Here is a 20,242-nt window from a genome sequence, read left to right on the forward strand (position 1 = left end):
AGCTGATCCAGGGCACGTTTAGCCCGTAATCGTGTACTGGTTTTATGCTTTTGAGCTGATCCAGGGCACGTTAGATCGTAATCGTGTACTGGTTTTATGCTTTTGAGCTGATCCAGGGCACGTTTAGCTCGTAATCGTGTAATGTTTTTATGCTTTTGAGCAGATACAGGGGCTTAGACCTTGGTCCATACGAGACGGATTATTCTATTGAAGCGACCTCATAGTGTTTTTTTCAATAGCGTAAACAACGCAGTATACAACTTTTATTCCTAATAACTTTTCCATTAAACCAGTCTTTCTTAATACAATAATACACCACAAATTCCTGCTAGCATAATCACAAAGATTGGGTGCATGCGCAGTTTGATTAGGGAAAACAATGAAATACTAAAAATGGCAAGTAAACTAATCATCTGCCAAGAGATAGTACCACCTAGCACATTATTTGTAATCGCAAATCGCAATGCTGCATAGATAATTAAACCTGTTATAATTGGACGTAATCCGTAAAAGGCCGATTTCACAATCCGATTTTCATTAAATTTAAAAAAGAATGTCGCAATCATTAAAATAATCAGTAACGATGGGATCACCATGCCCAACGCAGATACAATCGCACCAGGTAGTGCTGCCGTTTTATAACCAACAAAAATAGCACTGTTGGTTGCAATCGGTCCGGGTGACATCCCGGCAATCGCTATCACATCCGTGAATTCTTGTGTTGTCATCCACCCATGTGCAGAAACTTCCCGTTCAATAACTGGAATCATCGCATACCCACCGCCAAAGGATACAAAACCAATCATTAAAAATGTCCAAAACAACTCAACTAATACCATCTCAGCAGCTCCCCCTTATCCCTCTGACACTTGTTTACTTGTTCGTTGTTCATTATCACTCTGTTGATCGTGTATTTCCTGTTCCAATGGTTCGCCCTTTTCTAATTTAGTCGTAATCCCCATCCAGTCGCGAATTTTCACAACGGTAATGCCAACAACGATTCCACTGAAAATAATGAACACTGGATGAACATGTAATACGAGCAAAATGCCTGCTGTAATCCCTGCAATCACCAAAGTTGTTTTGTCATAAACAGCTGTTAAGCCAATTTTATAAGCTGCATAGGCAATAAGCGCAACGATAGCTGCTCGTATGCCAACAAATGCTGACTCGATGATTGGATTATCTTGAATGAACAAAAATAAAATGCTTAACACAACGACGATTAAAAAAGTAGGAAGTAATACACCAAACATCGCTGCAACAGCACCTTTAACTTTAGCAAGTCGATAGCCAATAAACGTTGCAGAATTAATCGCAATTGCACCTGGTACCGATTCAGCAACTGCAAAAACTTCTGTAACATCCTTCGTTTTTACCCACTTTTTTCGCTCGACCACTTCTCTTTCGATCATCGGAATCATCGCATACCCACCACCAAATGTGACCGGACCAATTTTTAAAAACGTCAAAAAGATTTGCACAATAAACTTCCAGTCTGTTTTCATCAACAAACTCTCCTTCGCTTTTCCATTTATCTCCAAGTATAACACACTTTCATCCTTTTTGGATAAAAGTTATCGACCAAATTTTAATTGGGGGGGATTAGGTACTTTCTAATTCTTTGCGTTAGGAAACAAACGCGAATCATCAACCAAATGTCACATGAACAGTTGATAACACCCTTTACAATCAAATGAATCCCACCACCTATGTGACTTTCATCATAGACACATTTCGTCTACTATTCTACGATTTTGTTAAATGAACGAAGAGGAGTTGTAATGATGGCAGCGTGTGGAACAACGACAGCAACGACGGGATTTTCAGGTGTTATGTGGAAAACAGTTTCAGAAGCATGTAACCTTGCTTGTGATTATTGCTACTACAGCCGATGTAACGGGCGACCTGGAAGAGTGAATCGAATTGAAGATAGACTGTTAGAAGCATTCATCAAACAATATATGGCGATGTCAACAGGAGTTGTATCGTTTGTTTGGCAAGGTGGTGAACCATTATTAGCAGGAATGGATTTTTTCAAAAAGGTTGTACAACTTCAGGCGAAGCATGCACCTCCAAATACCATCATTAGTAATTCCATTCAGACCAATGGTACGATGATCAACAAGGAATGGGCAACCTTCTTTAAAACATATAATTTCTTTGTCGGTGTAAGTATCGATGGTCCAGAATATATAAATGATGCAAGAAGAGTAACTGGAACAGGAAAAGGTAGCTACAAGGCCATTATGAAAGGTATTCACCATTTAAAAGAAGCTGGTGTGCAGTTTAATATATTGACCGTGTTACATGAAAACAATGTAACCAAAGCAGCAGAGTTGATGGAATTTTATAAACAAGAGGAATTACACTATGTACAATTTATTCCTTGCATGGATTTCCAATCACAAAATGTGAATCAACCTGGTGCGTTTTTAATCACACCTAAACAATATGGTGATTTCTTATGCGAGGCTTTTGATAGCTGGTATAACGATGGACAACCTCAAATTTCGATACGTTTTTTTGATAATTTGGTAGCAATGAATCTACATCAAACAGCTGAGCTATGTATTCATCAAGAAACATGTCCAAAAACACTCATTTTAGAACAAAATGGTGATGCCTATCCTTGTGATTTTTTCATACATGAAGATTATCGTTTAGGTAATGTAGGGACAGATTCACTTGAAAGTATTTTAAACAATGAAAAATGGGATCAATTTTTAACGATGAAACCCAATCTCCCTGAGCAGTGTAAAAGTTGTGAGTTTTTGCATTTGTGTCATGGAGGATGTCCAAGAAATCGCCTAAGAACTAATAATCAAGTGGATGTAGAATATTTTTGTGAAAGTTATAAACAGATTTATCGGTACGCTGAAAGACGAATTAATGAAGTAACAACAAAGATTAAGCGGAGAAATATTAAGGAGTATCAACTGGCAGGCCATTCGTTACCAGCTAGAAATGATGCTTGTATTTGTGGAAGTGGTAAAAAGTTTAAAAAATGTTGCGGTACTTTAGTAGAAGCATAAATATGAACCCCGAAAAAACAGGTAATAATTGTTGTCCTTCGGGGTTCATTAATTCTCTTAAATCTCTTGCACATACTTTTCACTTGGGATTTTACTTAATGTTACATAAAGACTTACATTTTCATTGCCGTTATTAGTAAATGCCAGTTCTTCATCACCTTCCACCGTGATGGCATCACCTTTTACAACAGATACTTCCTCTCCATCAATTGTAAACATTCCCTCGCCTGTTAGTACAAGTAAGTACACATTTGCACCTGGGTGTTTGTGTGCTGGTAAGGTCTGTCCTGGTTGAAAGTTTAATACAAAGGTTGAGCTATTTTTATCTTTAAAGATAATCCTTTTCGTTAATTTCTCATCACTATATTCGATAAAATCATGTACATGCTGTTTTTGCATTGTTAAAACTCCTTTTTTCTAGGTTATCTAAAGTATAATTGATAACCTTTCTCATCTAAGTGATTGTTATCACAGTTTATAAATCTTCAAAAAACCGCCACTAATTCTTACCAGTATTCGTTATCGTGTTTTCAAATCCTCGCAACTCCTGTATAATGTACTTCGATTGTCAACAGAAAGAAGGATCACTTATGAACAATGAAGGCCTAGCAAGAGCATCATCAAAAAAAGAACCAATATGGACAAAGGATTTTGCACTTATTTGTGTTGCGAACTTCTTTATCTTTTTAGGATTCCAAATGACACTTCCTACTATTCCATTGTTTGTCCAACATTTAGGTGGGAATGACCAATTAATTGGAATCATCACTGGTATTTTTACTTTTTCCGCACTAGTATTTCGGCCATATGCTGGGCATTCGCTAGAATCAAAGGGTAGACAATTTGTCTATATGCTAGGATTAGGGATTTTTGTCCTTTCCGTTGGCTCTTATGCGATTATTCCAAGTATTGCGTTTCTAGTTATTATGCGCATGGTTCAAGGGATTGGCTGGGGTTTTTCTACAACGGCAACAGGTACGATTGCGACCGATTTAATTCCGCCAAAGCGTCGAGGCGAAGGAATGGGTTATTTCGGCTTATCAGGAAATATTGCGTTAGCATTTGGTCCTGCATTAGGATTAACCTTAGTAGGTCATATTTCTTTTACTAGTTTATTCTTGATCTGTGCTGCATTAGGATTGACAGCACTAATTTTGTCCACACAGATCACCTATAAAAAAGTGGAAGCACCCAAACATAGGTCCACTACTGTAAAATTCGATATTTTTGAAAAAACTGCCATCCAACCAGCCCTGTTACTCTTTTTCATTACAACTGGATTTGGTGGGATTGCCTCTTTCCTTCCGTTATATACAGCCCAAGAAGGCATCGGTGGAATTGAGACCTATTTTCTCATCTATGCGTTATTTCTAATGATTTCACGAACCTTTGCTGGAAGAGTCTATGATAGGAAAGGGCACATTTTTGTGTTTTTACCTGGTACCACAATGATCCTAAGTGCCATGATATTGTTAGTATGGTTACCAAACTCTTTCGTACTATTTACAGCAGCTGCTTTGTATGGCCTCGGATTTGGTAGTGTCCAACCAGCCCTACAAGCGTGGGCCGTTGATCAAGCACCAGCGCACCGTAAAGGAATGGCAAACGCAACCTTTTTCTCTTTCTTTGATTTAGGTGTCGGAATCGGGGCAATGACATTTGGCCTCATTGCTGCTTGGTTCGGCTATAGTGCCATCTATATGACTTCCGCTAGCTTTGTCTCATTATCAATGATATTGTATCTATTTTTACTTATCCGTACTCATAAAATAAAAAAGTCGGAAACCTAGTCATGCTAGTGTTTTCCGACTTTTTTTGTCTATTTAATAAAATGAATAATCAAAGGAATCCGATAGCGGTCCCCATTATAGGATTTCACCGCAGCAACAATCGTAAAGATCGTTAATAACAACCCGACAATTGGTAATAATATCAGTCCTATTAATACTAGTGATAAAATACCGCTCACAATAAAATAAATCGTATAAGAAATTAAAAAATTAAAGTATTCTTTGCCATGATAATCTACAAACTCTGAATTTTCTCTCTTAAGCAACCAAATGATCAATGGAGCTAGAACAGGGAATGGAAAGCTTAGTAAGTAGATCAACATCGCATACAGTCTTTCATCTTTATCGCTCATTTTGACACCTCCTTCTTTCATTATACGTTTTTTTCTTTATATGATACGAATGAAATGACACTGTGGTTCCGTTCGTTAAAGATTGTTACAGAAAAAACATAAAATCCGACGTAACCCAATCGGAATTCCTATCATTTTAAGAGTGAGTGCTAAATTACCGCTGCGGAAATACACTACGCTTTCCTGTGGGGGGCTGGTGAGCCTCCTCATTCGCACCTCACTGCGGGGTCTCACCGATGATTCTTAAGGATTACAGGCTAAAAACGTCCTTGTCGGACAACGCCTGCATAACCCTTGCCGGGCCTCGGGAGTCTCCGTGTATTTCCTTCGCTGGTATCATGCTTGGAGAAATTTGGGAAAAATGAAAATAAAAATATTAATTTAAGGGTTATAACAATCTTAAAATCAAAACTTCACTAATAGCGTAGGTAGAATACGGAGATCCTCGAAAATAAAGCCCAATTTTCTTCGTGCGATGTAACGCTGCCGAAGCCTTCCTTGTCCTATGGGAACAGCACGAGGTGAAGATCCCATGAATTAAGGAACGTAGGCTAAAATCGCCACGTCCTGTGGCAACGCCTGCGTGACCAACATCCTGTTGGCCCGAAGCCGTGCCCATGGAAAGCGGAGTATTCTACCGAAGCGACCGTTTAGCACTCAATTTAAATCAGGAAAAAGTAATTTTACAAAATCAGTTACGTCGGAGTTTCCATCAACTACGAAATTTGAAAGTAACAAAAGTTTCAAAATAATGCTCGCACCCTCAGTTAGATGCGAGCATCATATGTTAAAAAGTTGTTACCACAATCATTAATAGGAACACGAGCATTAAATAATTTAATGAATACAAAAACATCCGTTGTATCCACTGTTGATTCTTTTTTGTATATAAACCTGTAATTGCAAGGACAAGCCAGCCGATTGTCAGGACTAATGCGATCAAAACAAATGAAATTCCTAAGTCAATAAGGAAAAATGGTAACGGGAGTAAACAAGCTATATACAGCACCATTTGTCTTTTAGCAACATCAATGCCACGGACAACGGGTAACATAGCCACTTTTGCAGCTTTATATTCGTCATATTTTTTTATGGCAATCGCATAGGTATGTGGCATTTGCCAAACAAATAGAATCAAAAACAATATGATTGGAACAATATGGGACGCCGGTTCAACAGCAGCCCAACCAATTAATGGTGTAACAGCGCCTGATACACTACCAACCAATGTATTCCATGTATATCGACGTTTCGTCCACATCGTATAAAACACTACGTAGGTAATCCAACCAATAAAACCATAAACAGCCGCTTCTACAGTAGTAAACAATAATAGCAATTGGCCAATTACACTTAAACTAATACCTAGCCACAACACAACTCGAAGCGAGATATTACCTGTAACGGTCGGTCGGTGTTGGGTGCGCTTCATCACCGTATCAATATCAACATCATACCAGTTGTTCAAAATCAAAGCACCACCCATAAGAAGTGTGCTTCCAACGATGGTAATCAATAATAATTGCCACTGATCTGCTAACGACGTATTCGTAAAGTAGAGTGCCAGCCAAAAGCCTGTAAATACTGGTAAAACATTGGATATTAAGACAAGCCCTTTAAACAACGCTTTCAAATCAGCAAAAATACTGGTATCCTGCTGCCCAACTCCAACTGATTTATTTAACTGTAAGGATGCCTTCCTCACTATATTCACCTCTACCTCTCAAATAAGTAAAAAAACTTTGGTATACATACCAAAGCTCATTCATAATTTAACCACTCATAAATATTTTCATATGGCGGAGAAGGTGGGATTCGAACCCACGCGGGCGTTAACCCCTAACGCATTTCGAGTGCGTCCCCTTCAGCCGGACTTGGGTACTTCTCCAAATCGTTCGGTGCCGATGATACCCTTCATTACGAATGAAGTGCACTACCAACTGTACAACACCTACAAAATTATTAAACTAATGACAAACATTATGATAATATATTTTCATTAAATCTTCAAGTAGTACAGCATGTTTTTCGACAAAATCAGCATGAAGACTTAGTTTCTCCCACCTTGCATCAATGGGACCACATTCGTTAAAATTTTTTAAAACTATTAAGAATTCGATTATAATAGAATCGTATTCTAATTTGAAAAGGATGTGGAAAATGTAAATGATTAGCAAAATTCGCAAAAAATCAAAGGAATTAATAATCCTTGAATCATTAAACGATCGAATGAGTTTGCCCAGTAAGGATAAGCAACACTTTCATAGTTTAAAAAAAGGCTATGAAGGCGAGGTCAAATTTGACACGCTAACTGAAAAACTTCAATGTGACTGCATTATACTAAACGATTTGTTACTTGAAATAAATAACACTACTTTCCAAATTGACACGCTCATTATTTTTCAAGAACATGTTCATTTGTATGAAGTGAAAAACTATGATGGAGAATATTTTTTTGAACAAGAGAAACTTTATAAGAAACCCAACTTAGAAATCATTAACCCGCTACACCAATTGAGTAGAAGCGAATCCTTACTACGACAATTACTCCTTAGCCTCGGCTTCAACCCTCAAATCAATGGGTCTGTTGTTTTCATTAATCCTAACTTCAATTTATATCAATCACCACTAGACCAACCGATCCTATTCCAAAATCAAGTGAAGAAACATCTAGGTACATTAAGTGTCCAGCCGTTTAAACTAACAGCAAAACATAAAAACCTTGCTAGAAAATTAGCATCCATGCACATTACCAATCCAAAATTTGAGAAATTACCAACCTATGATTATGACGAATTGCGCAAAGGGATTACCTGTTTGAAGTGTCATTCTTTTTTTGTACTGGTTGGAAAAAACTCATGTAGTTGTGAAAATTGTGGTTTTATAGAACCATCTACCAATGCTATTAAGCGAAGTATTGAAGAGTTTAGAATACTCTTCCCTAATAAAAAAATCACAACTAAAATTATACAAGATTGGTGCCGAGTTAATTCAGAAAGAAAAATAAGAGCCGTTCTTTTAAAAAACTATTCTAAAATAGGAGAGCATCGATGGACTTATTACAAATAATGTGAAACTTCATGTTTTGAAGTGCGATTCTTTTATTAATTGAACAGATCGGACATTTGCTGGCAGTTATCTATCATCTTCAATTTTAAGTCGTAGATTGAAGTGGGGGGTTACTGCCAGTTACATACAAAAAAGTCCTTCAACTTTGGAGGACTTTTTGTTTTAACGACCTGTAAACACTTTTATCAGCTAATTCACCTTCTGAGTCTGTCCTGATCAAACCCTCTCGACACTTTCTTCCACTTTTTCTTTCCGGCACTGCCGTGACAACACTTCTCTCGACACTTTCTCCCCCTATTTCTTTCCGCAACTGTCGTGACAACACTTCTCTCGACACTTTCTACCTCTTTTTCTTTCCGCAACTGTCGTGACAGCACTTCTCTCGACACTTTCTACCTCTTTTTCTTTCCGCAACTGTCGTGACAGCACTTCTCTCGACACTTTCTCTCCCTTTTTCCTTCCACAACTGTCGTGACAACACTTCTCTCGACACTTTCTCTCCCTTTTTCCTTCCGCAACTACCGTGACAACACTTCTCTCGACACTTTCTACCTCTTTTTCTCTCCGCAACTGCCGTGGCAGCACTTCTCTCGACACTTTCTATCCCTTTTTCTTTCCGCAACTGTCGTGACAGCACTTCTCTCGACACTTTCTCCCCCTATCTCTTTACGCAACTGCCGTGACAGCACTTCTCTCGACACTTTCTCCCTCTATTCCTTTCCGCAACTGCCGTGACACACGCTCTCCCTGTCCAATCAGCTTGGGCGCCAACATTTTCACCCCAAACCCTCTACATGATATGATAGAGATAAACTAGAAGGAGTGATTGTATGAGGATTGCTTTCCTATCCGATATACACGGGAACGCTACTGCATTAGATGCCGTGCTACAGGATATTAAAACAAAACAAGTAGACAAAACAGTTGTTTTAGGCGACATCGCGTATCGAGGGCCGGAACCAAAACGGTCGATTGAGCTAGTACAGCAACTAGATGCGACAGTGATAAAAGGAAATGCGGATGAATGGATTGTTCGTGGAGTGAAACAAGGTGAGGTGCCTGAGCAAGCATTGGAATTAATGACAAAAGAGCGTGATTGGGCGGTTGCGCAGTTAGAGCAATCTGAAATGGATTACTTAGCCAACTTGCCTACCGAAACATATTTTACAGAACAAGGCGTCAACTTCCATGGCTTTCACGCGACACCGACGAGTTTGTTTGCAAATGTCCTTCCAGATGCAAAAGATGAAGAAATCGAATCAACCCTAATGGGAAACAACGATGCTGATGTCTATTTATATGGACATATTCATAAACCCTATATCCGCTATATTAATGGAAAAACCATTATGAATCTTGGTAGTGTTGGGCTTCCGTTTGATGGACTTGCCAAAGCTTCATATGCTCTAGTCGATGTAAATGATGGTAATGTTACAACTTCCATTCAACGAGTGGATTATGATCTACATAAAACGATTGAACTTTACGAACAAGTTGGCTATCCAAATACAGAAATGATGCAAAACGTTATCCGTAACGGTCATCTATAAAAAGAAGCTAAAAGAAAACGCCCAGTTAAACTGAGCGTTTTCTTTATGATCAACTTATCTTACCAAGATGAGGCACAAACTCTTTCAGCTCTTCTACATCAAACGACGCATCTATAAAAGCAAATCTTTGATAGATCCTCGATAAAATTAACCTCCAATCATTTAGAAGGGCTTTCCATCACAAAGTTTTCCAATGGCTCATTTAAAACCGGGTAACTTTTTGCTTGGCTATCATTATAATGCCACCATTCGATACTGATTGTTGAAAAACCACTATCCACCATTACTTCAGTAAGATATTCCATATTTTTCTGCGCTTGTTCAGAATTCCCTTGATAACTACGCCACGCTCGCTCGGAAAATTCATCAAAACCCGTCGGCATCTCAACTTCATTCCCTTGTTCATCTACCAACGTAACATCGACTGCCGCTCCACGGTTGTGATGGGAACCATGGCTTGGATCTGCTAAATAATCTTTATCAGGGGTAAGGTCCCAAAACACTTGTTGTACATCAAATGGACGATATCCATCCCAAACTTTAATGCGATAACCATCTTGTTTCACCCGCTGATTGGCTTCTTTTAACTTTTGTGCTGTATCTTTTTGCAACAGTGCAACTTCGACAGGGTACACTTGTTGATTCACAAAATTGTTATCCGTCGCATAACGCAAATCAATGATAATGGACTCATCCACATCCTTAATATTCACCAATCCTGTTTCTTCTTTTAGTTTCGATATTCTTTCCCGATGGAATTGTTCAAGTTTCTGCGTTAATTGGTTATTTTCATCATTTAATCGTTGTACCTCTTGCTCTAAGTGCTCGTTTTCTTGTTTAAGTGTTTCATTCTCTTGTTCCTGTTGACTATTCTGCTCTTGTAATTGATCTAATTGCTGTTGTAGTGTTTCTTGATTGGTTTGACACCCTGTTAGTAGGAATAAAGTACAGATGATTGCAATATAGTTTCTCATCATTTCCCTCCGACTTCATACTTTTCTCTATTATTAGCATACAACGAATGAAATAAGATATGTTGGAGATAGCCAATTTTTATTTTTTTTCAAACTTATGCTTTAGCAATTGCTATAATGTGTATAGTAAGTAGTAGAGAAACATTACATATAAGTTAGATGAAGGGGATGAAATAAGTGTATCTTACAATTGAAGAGACAGCTGAATTCCTAGAAATGCCTGAAACACAAATCACTCGCCTAGTTCAACAAGGTCGAATTCGCGCCCTTTATGATGGGGAACAATATGTGATTAACAAAGATCAATTTAATACACATTTAGAACAAATGGAGAAAATCAAAACACTTTTCGAAGAATTTTGGAGCGAGCCCATCCCTGAAGATATCGATGTGAAGGATGAAGATTAAATAATCATAATCAAACGGGGTACGAATCATGATTTGTACCCCATTTGATCATTACACGGACTTCTTATTCCTACAATAAATAGAAATAAAGAGTTGTTCGTCCATAGGCATTTCCATTAAATAGAATTGATTATTATCGATAAGTAACCGTTATATATTATCCACCAAATTGAGTTTGTTTCTTAGATCATAAATTATTGACTAACATTTTGTGGGCTCCACAAAAAAATTGTAGCCAACAAATACAATTCTACTATTTTCAATTAACCATTTTTTTAACTTCAATTCCAGCTTCCTGCAGTGCTTCTCGTATATAGGCTGCAAATTTTAAAGCATTTCTTCCATCCCCATGAATACAAATCGTCTCTGCTTTTATGGAGATATCGTTGTTCTGCACTGTGTTTACTTGTTGCGCTATTACCATACGGGTAACTTGCTTTACTGCCTCTGTTGCATTCGTAATAAGTGCACGCCCATCGCTTCTATCCGTTAAACTTCCATCTTCTTGATAGGTTCGATCCGCAAATACTTCACTCGCTGTACGCAAACCTATTCGCTCCCCCGCTTCAATCAATTCTCCTCCAGATAATCCATACAATATTAACTCAGGATTGACTTTATAAACTGCCTCAGCTATGGCTTCCGAAAGAACGGAGTCTTTGGCTGCCATATTATACAAGGCACCATGTGGCTTGACATGTTGTAACTTACCACCTTCAGCATGTACAAAGGCTTGTAATGCCCCGATTTGATAAACCATGATGTCATACGCTTCCTTTGGAGTAATCTCAATCTTCCTTCGACCAAATCCAACTAAATCTTGTAAACCAGGATGCGCCCCCACCGCTACATTTTTATCAAGTGCCATTTGAACAGTTTCCCTTATTGTAGATGGATCACCAGCATGAAAACCACAAGCGACATTTGCAGATGTTACATATTCTAGGAGTTCTTCATCCAATCCTTTCTTATATGGACCAAAACTTTCCCCCATATCACAGTTTAAATCAACGACATACATCTCCCTAACACTACCTCCTTGTTTTTAACAAAATGCCATTCGCAAGTTGTTGCATGTACGCTTCCCTAGCTAAATAGAGTTGTTGTGCTTCTTGGTAGGAAATCCACTCAAATCTCAATCGTTCCCCCGGTTTGGACTGAGAGACATGAGACAAGTCAACAGTAGCTATTTGCGCTATTATCGGATAACCACCTATTGTTTGTCGATCAGCCATTAAAATAATTGGTTTTCCATCAGCAGGAACTTGAATTGAACCAAAAGTAACCGCCTCCGAAACCATTTGTTGTTTATTTTCTAACTGTAAATGGGGGCCATTTAAACGATATCCCATTCGATCGGATTGAGGAGTCACCTTAAAATCTTCATTCGCAAAAAGTTGTTTTGTTTCATTGGTGAACCAATCAAATTGTCGCCCCTTCATCACTCGTATTGTTGAAGTTTGATACATATTCGCCAGGTCAGAAGAGGCAATTGACCAACTTGCTTCCTTTACACCATTAGCATGTTTAGTTAATTGTTCTGATAATCTCATAGAGTTCAAGCTTTTTTCTCCAATTGATACTTGATCTTCTTCTCGCAACGCTCGTCCATTATAGCCGCCCATTCCCGCTCGTAGATAGGTTGATTTGCTAGCCATTTGTCGAGAAACTTGAAACCCTCCTGCAATAGCAAGATATGCACGACATCCACTTTTTGCTGAACCAAACCTTAAAATACTACCTTTTGTAACATAAATAGGTCGCCACATATGAATCGGTTGGTCATTAATAATTGGAGAAAGGTCACCACCACAAATTGCTATAAGTACATCCTGCTCGAACACCATTTCCGGTCCGATTAACGTTATTTCTAATGTGGACTCCTTTTCTTCATTTCCAACTAACAAATTAGCAATTCGATGTGCATAAGGATCCATCACACCACTGGCAATCACTCCGTATTTTTGAAAGCCGTATCGGCCTAAATCCTGTATACTAGATAACAGTCCTGGTTTCTTGATTTTGATCATTCTTCTTTCCCCCACCGCTCATACTCGTCTTTTGTGATCGCATAAAACTTGATCTGATCACCTGCTTGAAGCAAACTTGGAGGTTGTTGATTGGGTTGGAACAGTTTCATTGGTGTATTGCCAATTAACTGCCAGCCACCAGGAGTATCAACAGGATACACCCCTGTTTGTTCACCTGCTATTCCAACAGACCCTGCAGGTATCGTAACACGAGGGGATTGACGTCGTGGGGTCGCTATTTCAGCTGACATTCCACCAATGTATGGAAAGCCAGGAGCAAAGCCAATTGCGTAAACTACATACTCCCCACCTGTATGAATGTCGATGACTTCCTGTTTTGTTAATTGATTATATTTGGCAACGTCGTCTAAATCAGGACCAAGCTCTCCACCATAACATACCGGTATATCAATAACTCTTTGCTCTTCAAATGTTACAGTTGTTTGATCTTTCATCACGTTATTAATTTGTTGACAAACAAGCTCATAGGGAAGCCTATTTGTGTCTTGGTACACTTTAACGGGATCATAATAAACTGTTACTGTTGTAAAAGAAGGTACATACTCAACCATCCAATCAAATGGATCATTGTCTAACAAAGTAGTAACAGTTTTGACTTTTTTATGAACTTCAAGATTGATTTCGTTTCCAAGTTCAATAATCACGGCATGATCATTTAGAGGAAATACATCAAAATCCATTACTTCACCTCTTACCTCGCAAAAATAGTTTCATTTTTTCCTACTTTACAAGAACAAATATCACTTGTCACACTTTTTCTTAAAATTCAGTATAGTCCAATCCACACTTGAAAGCTGTACATTTCTTAACAATAGTGAAACTTCGATCAGGAGGAGCTTTTTCCCCATCGACAGATTACTAGTATCACGAGCAGATCCCCGCCTCCCCCCAACTTAACTTGATTAACTTTTTCCTCATAAATCAAGGCGAAGTCTCACTGCCAGATACATTCGGAATAACAAACTACTAGGTTTAAAAAAGTTTATACAATAACAAACATCACAAATTCAAAATAAGTTCATCCACTTTGTTAAAACATTCACAGAAGTGTCAACCAATACAACTTATATGTATGATATATTTTTTATACAAACTACTTTTGAGGTGATTGAATGAAAAAAAATCGTTGGCTTATAGCGTTATCCGCCATAGCCATCCATTTATCGATTGGGTCCGTTTACGCTTACAGTGTTTTTAAAAACCCTCTCTCAGATTTATTAGGTTGGAACAGCAAGGAAGTAACGATGTCCTTTACGATCGCCATATTGTTCCTAGGACTATCTGCCGCAACTTTTGGAAAGTTTGTTGAAAAGTGGGGACCGCGTAAGTCTGCCACGATTGCCGCTATATTGTTCTCTGTTGGTACGATGGGGGCCGGTTTAGCTATTCAGCTAGAATCGTTAATCATGTATTACTTATCTTATGGCGTACTTGGTGGTATTGGACTAGGGCTAGGATACATCTCACCTGTCTCCACTTTAGTAAAATGGTTCCCTGATCGAAGAGGCCTTGCAACTGGAATGGCTGTAATGGGATTTGGTGCGGGTTCAATTATAACTAGTCCCGTTGCAGCGTCTTTAATACAGTCTGTAGGTATATCAACAACCTTTTATGTTTTAGGTGTTTGCTTTTTGGTGTTAATGCTTTCGGGAGCTTCTTATATTGTAAAACCACCTGAAGGATGGGTTCCAAAATCAATGGAAACAACTTCAAGAACAACTACGAATCAATCAAAAGCTAAGACTGACTTAGCGCAATTGACAGCACCAGAAGCGGCTAACACAAAAAGATTTTGGTTGTTATGGATTATGATGTTTATTAATATCTCATGTGGAATCATGTTAATCTCTGTTGCATCTCCAATGGCACAGCAAAAAGTTGGTATGAGTGTAGCAGCTGCAGCGACAATGGTGGCTGTAATGGGCTTCTTTAATGGATTAGGTCGTATTGCTTGGTCTTCAATTTCTGATTATATTGGGAGAAAGAATATATTCGTACTTTTCTTCTCTGTTCAATTAGTATTATTCCTATTACTTCCGAACGTTAACAATGCAATTTTATTCCAGGTCTTTATCTTTGTTATTTTATCGATGTACGGTGGCGGTTTTTCATCACTACCTGCATTTATTGGTGACCTATTTGGGACAAAACAACTGGGTGCGATTCATGGATACCTGTTAACTGCTTGGTCTGCTGCAGGAGTATTTGGACCGATGATCGTTGCTGCAATTCAAGATGCAACGCAAAGTTATAATGCTACCTTTTACATTTTTGCAGGTTTATTAGTCATCGCATTGATCACATCCATTGTCATGATCTTAAATATTAAACAAATCACTGCGACAATAACCCCTAGTCCGAAAAAAACAATTGCTTAACATAGCAATGAAACTAGTATATAAAGTGAGAAATTACAACAATGACTATTTTTCTACATCCCCACTTATCTTTTTGGTTACACATCATGAAAAGTGAAAAAACAACCCTCTTCTATTATCGGAAGAGGGTTGCTTTCTAATTCACACTCCTCTTATCTTGACCCTGACACTACTGGAATAAGCACAGATGATCCAGAGGGGGGCATGTGGCCAGTCCCCCATCTCTTTAGATAAGAAAATTTGCTATTTAATTTGCTTATTTCCAAATTTCTTTCGATGTATCTACAATGTATCGTAGCTTTTCCCATTGTTCTTCTTCAGTTAATATATTTCCATGATGAGTAGACGCAAAGCCACATTGTGGGCTAATGCAAAGGTTCTCCAATGGAACATAGTTTGCTGCGTCTTGCACTCGTGCTTTAATTGCTTCTTTATCTTCTAATTCACCGGTTTTTGATGTGAACACACCCAATACGACTCTCGGTCCATCATTTGGGATATGCTCTAAAGGTTTGAAGTCACCAGAACGTTCGTCATCATATTCAAGGAAAAAGCCGTTTACTTTTTCTTTTGCGAATAAGGTTGGTGCAATCAATGCATAACTTCCTTCAAATGCCCAATCGGATTGGTAGTTACCACGGCATAAGTGTGTCGTTACCGTTAAATCTTCTGGTTTATCTTCTAACACACCATTAATCACACGCAATGCTAAATCAATTAAATATTCTCTTGATAAGACGCCATCATTAAATGGAATATCTGGTGAAGATAGTCCGGCAATGTAAACATCATCAAATTGTAAGTAACGGACACCAGCATCATAAAATGCCTTGATGGCATCACGATACGTTTGAATCACATCTTGCGCATACTCTTCAATATCTGGATAGATGGTTTCATCACGAATTCCTCGATTAAATAATTGGTTCGGACTTGGGATCGTTTGTTTTGCGACCGCTCGACCACCAACAATTTCATTAAATTCTTTGAAGTCTTCGATAAAAGGATGATCTTGGTTAAAGGAAACTTTTCCAGTAATACGAACATCATACTTTTCCGTTTCGACATTATTAAATTTAAAACCAGTATCAGGAACATAACCCTCAACACCGTTTAAGTGTTCTAAGAAATCTGTATGCCAAAACCTACGTCTGAACTCCCCGTCTGTTACAGCTTCTAAGCCTACCTCAATTTGCTTATCAACAATTCGTTTAATTTCTTTTGTTTCTACTTCACGCAATTGCTCTGCAGAAATTGTTCCTTCTTGAAAATCTTTTCGTGCTTGATGAATTGATTCTGGACGCAATAAACTCCCAACGTGATCTGCTCTGAATGGTGCTTTTGTTGCTGTTACTGCCATTTTTTTATATCCCCTTTTTTTATAAATTTTATTGTAATCTAGTTATCTAGAAGAACCTACAGATGCTACTTGTTTACTAGCAACTTGCAATGCTTGCTCCAAATCAGCAATGAGGTCATCCACATGTTCAAGACCAACAGAGAGTCGTAACAAACCATCGGAAATACCTCGTTTTTCCCTTTCTTCTGGCGGCATCGCTGCATGGGACATGGTCGCAGGATACGATAGAATAGACTCAACCGCACCAAGACTTACCGCAAAAACAGGTAGTCGAGTTTGTTCCACCAACGCTTTCGCCGCACCTTTTGTTGGCAAACGGAAAGAAAGGACAGCTCCATGACCAGATGTTTGGTTGACATGTGTTTCATATCCTTGATGTGTGGTTAACCCTGGGTAAAAAACTTCTTCAATTAGTGGATGTCCATTCAGAAAATTCGCTATTTTTTCAGCAGATTCTGTCGATTGTTTTAAGCGTGCCCCTAATGTTTTCATGCCTTGAATCAGAACATAGGAATCCTGTGCTCCCAAAATCGAACCAAACGTATTTTGAATAAATTTTAATTGATCACCTAATGCTTCATCTTTGGTCACCGCTAAACCAGCAATCACATCACTATGCCCTGATAGGAATTTCGTTGCACTATGTAAGACAATATCTACTCCAAGTCCTAGTGGCTGCTGATAAAGTGGTGTCATAAATGTATTATCCAAGAATGTTAAGGCATCATTTGCTTTCGCGATTTCCACAACACCTTGAATATCCGTAATGTTCAAACAAGGATTCGAGGGTGTCTCGATATAGATGACTTTTGTGTTTGGTTGGACTGCATCCTTAATCGCAGCAAGGTCCGTCATATCAACAAACGTGTACTCAATATGAAACTTGTTTAAAATGTTCGTTACAAAACGATAGGTACCACCATAGACATCTTCTGTTACAACTACGTGATCACCAGCTGATAACAGCATAAAAGCGGACGTGATCGCGGACATCCCCGAAGCAAAGGCAAAACCGCGTGTACCACCTTCTAGCTGAGCAATTGTCTGTTCCAATGCTTCACGAGTCGGATTACCAGAACGACTATAGTCAAATGGACCAAATGCATCAAATTTATCTTGATGATAGGTAGAAGATAAATAGATTGGTACGTTTACCGCACCTGTTTTTTGCTCGTAAGGTCCACTCGTTGCACCGTGAATAAATTTTGTTTCTAATTGATCATCTTTGTTTAGACTCATGAATTCGTCTCCTCCCCTTCTAACCTTGCAAATGCTTGTTTCAGGTCTGCAATTAAGTCGTCCACATTTTCAATCCCAACGGAAAAGCGTAATAAATGATCGTCAACACCACGTCTCATCCGTTCTTCTACTGGAATATCTGCATGTGTTTGTGTTGCTGGATAGGTAATAAAACTTTCTGCACCACCTAAACTTTCTGCAAAGGTAATTACTTGTAAGTTTTGCAGGAACGGATCAACCCAGTCACTATGTTTGATGCGGAATGATAACATCCCACCTGTTCCTGAATACAAGACATCTGTTACCTTAGGTTCATGTTTTAGATATTCCACAATGTGTTTGGCATTGTTGTCATGTTGTCTCATTCTTAATGACAATGTTTTTAACCCGCGAATGAGCAACCATGAATCAAATGGAGATAACACAGCACCAGAAGCGTTATGGAAACTTCCTAACCTTTCAGAAATTTCCTCTCCCTTGGAAACAACTAGCCCTGCCAACACATCATTATGACCACCTATGTATTTCGTAGCACTATGAATCACAATATCTGCACCTTGCTTAATCGGTTGCTGGAAATATGGCGTTAAAAATGTGTTATCTACAATTAGTAGTAATTGATGTTTTTTAGCAAGTGCTGCATAGTCTTCAATACTGATTTCCTGCATTTGCGGATTCGTCGGTGTTTCAATAAAAATTGCTTTTGTTTGCTTATCAATTAGTTGCTCTGTTTCCTGCACACTTGAAAAAGTGGAATAGTTTGTTTGTACATCATAGACACCTGCGTAATGTTCGAATAAGCGATAAGTTCCACCATATATATCTTCTGGAGCAATTAAGTTATCGCCAGAACGGAATAAGGAAAGGACTAATTGAATGGCTGCCATGCCCGAACTACAGGCAAATGCTTGATCGCCATCTTCTAAATCCGCAATCCCCTCTTCTAATACTGCTCGGGTTGGATTTTTTGTACGTGTATAATCATACCCCGTTGATTGACCTAACCCTTTATGTTGATAGGCCGTAGAAAAATATACTGGTGGATTAACAGCACCAGTAGCTGGATCACTATGGTTTCCAATCTGTGCTAATTTGGTTTCAATATTTCTCTCTGTCATGTTAATCATCCTCCTGCGTTGTAAGTCAAACGTCCATCAGTAAAATACTGGCTACATGTTGTAAGTCACTCAGAACTTCTCCTTGGAAGTGGCTGTTCTCTTTATCCTTTGATAGAACGTTGAAATCAGTTAGCGTGTTACGTCCATCCCCCACATCCCTGTCCACCTTCTTTTTGTCATATAAATGAGAATATTCCAACTATAACACTAGAAAAATAAAGGACCTTCTCATAAGAAGAAGGTCCTGATAATCAAAAACAATCCTCTTATCTTCTAGGTTTCGAATAACACCTATTTGGAATTAGCACCGTACCTACATACTTCATAGGTTGGTTGCTGAGACATCAATGGGCCAAATCCCTCCGTCTCTCTTGATAAGAAACACTATTCACTTTTTCTGATAATTTATAACTTTTTTAAATCTTAATATAGATTCCCCAAAAATGCAATAGGATTTGTACAATCTTTTGTTAAATAAGTGAAAGTTCACTCAGTGGGGTTATCTATTTATTTCGTTATCGTCTATATCTAGAGCAAATTCCACTCTTAATGTACACGTTTCTCGCATTATCGTCTATATTTGGAGCAAAATCCGCTCTTAATGTGCATGTTTTTCACATTAACGTCTATATCTGGAGCATATTCCGCTCTTAACGTGCACGTTTCCCGCATTAACGGCTATATTAGCGGCTGAATTCCAGCCGAATGTGCATGTTTTTTTCGTTATCATCTATATCTAAAGCGACAACACTTGTTCAAATGCTACTTTCTAGAGTTTTTCCTCAATCCCCAGCTAAATCACGTTGGAGTTTCCATCAACGATGACAGACAAAACACCTTAAAATTAGGATAGTCATCTATTTTTCTGTCATGATATTGACAATTATTACATTATACTTTATTGTAATAATTAAATT

The 20,242-nt window shown here is 38.4% G+C and carries 18 protein-coding genes, 1 tRNA gene and 1 riboswitch; of the genes, 6 read left to right on the top strand and 13 right to left on the bottom strand.

Annotated elements, in window-relative coordinates:
• Positions 1–299 precede the first annotated feature (299 nt).
• Positions 300–839: a chromate transporter gene (locus FCI53_RS15145; protein WP_138419898.1), complete on the bottom strand. Its 540-nt coding sequence runs from the start codon at positions 837–839 to the stop codon at positions 300–302.
• A gap of 15 nt (positions 840–854) precedes the next feature.
• The gene (locus FCI53_RS15150; RefSeq protein ID WP_138419899.1) at positions 855–1,508 is read right to left on the bottom strand and encodes a chromate transporter; all 654 of its coding nucleotides are present in this window, start codon (positions 1,506–1,508) and stop codon (positions 855–857) included.
• Positions 1,509–1,787: 279 nt separating this feature from the next.
• Here FCI53_RS15150 and FCI53_RS15155 point away from each other — a divergent pair, with 279 nt between their 5' ends.
• A complete protein-coding gene (locus tag FCI53_RS15155; RefSeq protein ID WP_138419900.1) occupies positions 1,788–3,035 on the top strand; it encodes an anaerobic sulfatase maturase in 1,248 nt (415 codons plus the stop codon).
• A gap of 57 nt (positions 3,036–3,092) precedes the next feature.
• Here FCI53_RS15155 and FCI53_RS15160 read toward each other — a convergent pair whose 3' ends face one another.
• Complete coding sequence (locus FCI53_RS15160; protein WP_138419901.1) at positions 3,093–3,434, bottom strand: cupin domain-containing protein; 342 nt, start codon at positions 3,432–3,434, stop codon at positions 3,093–3,095.
• Between the two features lie 191 nt (positions 3,435–3,625).
• On the opposite strand from FCI53_RS15160, the gene FCI53_RS15165 reads away from it, so the two are divergent.
• The gene (locus FCI53_RS15165) at positions 3,626–4,825 is read left to right on the top strand and encodes an MFS transporter (RefSeq protein ID WP_138419902.1); all 1,200 of its coding nucleotides are present in this window, start codon (positions 3,626–3,628) and stop codon (positions 4,823–4,825) included.
• A gap of 29 nt (positions 4,826–4,854) precedes the next feature.
• Here FCI53_RS15165 and FCI53_RS15170 read toward each other — a convergent pair whose 3' ends face one another.
• The 3 genes from FCI53_RS15170 to FCI53_RS15185 form a co-directional block, all read right to left on the bottom strand.
• Positions 4,855–5,178, bottom strand: a complete 324-nt coding sequence (locus FCI53_RS15170; RefSeq protein WP_138419903.1) for a DUF4870 domain-containing protein — start codon at positions 5,176–5,178, stop codon at positions 4,855–4,857.
• A 787-nt stretch (positions 5,179–5,965) separates the two neighbouring features.
• On the bottom strand, positions 5,966–6,886 hold the full coding sequence (cyoE, locus tag FCI53_RS15180) for a heme o synthase (protein WP_138419963.1): 921 nt from the start codon (positions 6,884–6,886) through the stop codon (positions 5,966–5,968).
• Positions 6,887–6,975: 89 nt separating this feature from the next.
• A tRNA-Ser gene (locus FCI53_RS15185) sits at positions 6,976–7,066 on the bottom strand.
• Between the two features lie 278 nt (positions 7,067–7,344).
• On the opposite strand from FCI53_RS15185, the gene FCI53_RS15190 reads away from it, so the two are divergent.
• Positions 7,345–8,247, top strand: a complete 903-nt coding sequence (locus tag FCI53_RS15190) for a nuclease-related domain-containing protein (protein ID WP_138419905.1) — start codon at positions 7,345–7,347, stop codon at positions 8,245–8,247.
• Positions 8,248–9,077: 830 nt separating this feature from the next.
• Positions 9,078–9,797 carry a metallophosphoesterase family protein gene (locus FCI53_RS15195; protein ID WP_138419906.1) on the top strand — a complete coding sequence of 240 codons (720 nt, stop codon included), beginning with the start codon at positions 9,078–9,080 and terminating at the stop codon, positions 9,795–9,797.
• A gap of 158 nt (positions 9,798–9,955) precedes the next feature.
• Here FCI53_RS15195 and ddpX read toward each other — a convergent pair whose 3' ends face one another.
• Complete coding sequence (gene ddpX / locus FCI53_RS15200) at positions 9,956–10,771, bottom strand: D-alanyl-D-alanine dipeptidase (protein ID WP_171038205.1); 816 nt, start codon at positions 10,769–10,771, stop codon at positions 9,956–9,958.
• A 177-nt stretch (positions 10,772–10,948) separates the two neighbouring features.
• Here ddpX and FCI53_RS15205 point away from each other — a divergent pair, with 177 nt between their 5' ends.
• A complete protein-coding gene (locus FCI53_RS15205) occupies positions 10,949–11,179 on the top strand; it encodes an excisionase family DNA-binding protein (RefSeq protein ID WP_138419908.1) in 231 nt (76 codons plus the stop codon).
• A gap of 259 nt (positions 11,180–11,438) precedes the next feature.
• On the opposite strand, the gene FCI53_RS15210 is transcribed toward FCI53_RS15205, so the two are convergent.
• Genes FCI53_RS15210 through pxpB form a run of 3 tightly spaced genes read right to left on the bottom strand, consistent with a single transcriptional unit; the run spans position 11,439 to position 13,910 of the window.
• On the bottom strand, positions 11,439–12,200 hold the full coding sequence (locus FCI53_RS15210; RefSeq protein WP_138419909.1) for a LamB/YcsF family protein: 762 nt from the start codon (positions 12,198–12,200) through the stop codon (positions 11,439–11,441).
• A gap of 10 nt (positions 12,201–12,210) precedes the next feature.
• The gene (locus FCI53_RS15215; protein ID WP_138419910.1) at positions 12,211–13,209 is read right to left on the bottom strand and encodes a 5-oxoprolinase subunit C family protein; all 999 of its coding nucleotides are present in this window, start codon (positions 13,207–13,209) and stop codon (positions 12,211–12,213) included.
• Positions 13,206–13,910, bottom strand: a complete 705-nt coding sequence (gene pxpB / locus FCI53_RS15220) for a 5-oxoprolinase subunit PxpB (RefSeq protein WP_138419911.1) — start codon at positions 13,908–13,910, stop codon at positions 13,206–13,208. The genes FCI53_RS15215 and pxpB overlap by 4 nt, the downstream gene beginning before the upstream one ends.
• A gap of 432 nt (positions 13,911–14,342) precedes the next feature.
• Here pxpB and FCI53_RS15225 point away from each other — a divergent pair, with 432 nt between their 5' ends.
• Entirely contained in the window at positions 14,343–15,608 is a 1,266-nt protein-coding gene (locus FCI53_RS15225; RefSeq protein ID WP_138419912.1) for an L-lactate MFS transporter, read from the top strand.
• Positions 15,609–15,864: 256 nt separating this feature from the next.
• Here FCI53_RS15225 and FCI53_RS15230 read toward each other — a convergent pair whose 3' ends face one another.
• Genes FCI53_RS15230 through FCI53_RS15240 form a run of 3 tightly spaced genes read right to left on the bottom strand, consistent with a single transcriptional unit; the run spans position 15,865 to position 19,325 of the window.
• The gene (locus FCI53_RS15230; protein WP_138419913.1) at positions 15,865–16,968 is read right to left on the bottom strand and encodes a 5-methyltetrahydropteroyltriglutamate--homocysteine S-methyltransferase; all 1,104 of its coding nucleotides are present in this window, start codon (positions 16,966–16,968) and stop codon (positions 15,865–15,867) included.
• A gap of 42 nt (positions 16,969–17,010) precedes the next feature.
• Positions 17,011–18,207 (bottom strand): cystathionine beta-lyase, encoded by a 1,197-nt coding sequence (gene metC / locus FCI53_RS15235; protein WP_138419914.1) that lies wholly within the window; start codon positions 18,205–18,207, stop codon positions 17,011–17,013.
• Entirely contained in the window at positions 18,204–19,325 is a 1,122-nt protein-coding gene (locus FCI53_RS15240) for a methionine biosynthesis PLP-dependent protein (RefSeq protein ID WP_138419915.1), read from the bottom strand. Before FCI53_RS15240 ends, metC begins: the two co-directional genes overlap by 4 nt.
• A gap of 263 nt (positions 19,326–19,588) precedes the next feature.
• A riboswitch (SAM riboswitch) is annotated at positions 19,589–19,706 on the bottom strand.
• Between the last annotated feature and the right edge of the window lie 536 nt (positions 19,707–20,242).

This window comes from Aquibacillus sediminis (genome assembly GCF_005870085.1).
Taxonomy (GTDB): domain Bacteria; phylum Bacillota; class Bacilli; order Bacillales; family Amphibacillaceae; genus Aquibacillus_E; species Aquibacillus_E sediminis.

Bases quoted from the DNA above. Each gene is read 5' to 3' on its own strand.
- pxpB (WP_138419911.1), bottom strand. From the start codon at position 13,910: ATGGATTTTGATGTATTTCCTCTAAATGATCATGCCGTGATTATTGAA.
- FCI53_RS15160 (WP_138419901.1), bottom strand. From the start codon at position 3,434: ATGCAAAAACAGCATGTACATGATTTTATCGAATATAGTGATGAGAAA.
- FCI53_RS15190 (WP_138419905.1), top strand. From the start codon at position 7,345: ATGATTAGCAAAATTCGCAAAAAATCAAAGGAATTAATAATCCTTGAA.
- FCI53_RS15165 (WP_138419902.1), top strand. From the start codon at position 3,626: ATGAACAATGAAGGCCTAGCAAGAGCATCATCAAAAAAAGAACCAATA.
- FCI53_RS15145 (WP_138419898.1), bottom strand. From the start codon at position 839: ATGGTATTAGTTGAGTTGTTTTGGACATTTTTAATGATTGGTTTTGTA.
- ddpX (WP_171038205.1), bottom strand. From the start codon at position 10,771: ATGAGAAACTATATTGCAATCATCTGTACTTTATTCCTACTAACAGGG.
- FCI53_RS15195 (WP_138419906.1), top strand. From the start codon at position 9,078: ATGAGGATTGCTTTCCTATCCGATATACACGGGAACGCTACTGCATTA.
- metC (WP_138419914.1), bottom strand. From the start codon at position 18,207: ATGAGTCTAAACAAAGATGATCAATTAGAAACAAAATTTATTCACGGT.
- FCI53_RS15215 (WP_138419910.1), bottom strand. From the start codon at position 13,209: ATGATCAAAATCAAGAAACCAGGACTGTTATCTAGTATACAGGATTTA.
- FCI53_RS15225 (WP_138419912.1), top strand. From the start codon at position 14,343: ATGAAAAAAAATCGTTGGCTTATAGCGTTATCCGCCATAGCCATCCAT.
- FCI53_RS15155 (WP_138419900.1), top strand. From the start codon at position 1,788: ATGGCAGCGTGTGGAACAACGACAGCAACGACGGGATTTTCAGGTGTT.
- FCI53_RS15240 (WP_138419915.1), bottom strand. From the start codon at position 19,325: ATGACAGAGAGAAATATTGAAACCAAATTAGCACAGATTGGAAACCAT.
- FCI53_RS15150 (WP_138419899.1), bottom strand. From the start codon at position 1,508: ATGAAAACAGACTGGAAGTTTATTGTGCAAATCTTTTTGACGTTTTTA.
- FCI53_RS15210 (WP_138419909.1), bottom strand. From the start codon at position 12,200: ATGTATGTCGTTGATTTAAACTGTGATATGGGGGAAAGTTTTGGTCCA.
- FCI53_RS15230 (WP_138419913.1), bottom strand. From the start codon at position 16,968: ATGGCAGTAACAGCAACAAAAGCACCATTCAGAGCAGATCACGTTGGG.
- FCI53_RS15170 (WP_138419903.1), bottom strand. From the start codon at position 5,178: ATGAGCGATAAAGATGAAAGACTGTATGCGATGTTGATCTACTTACTA.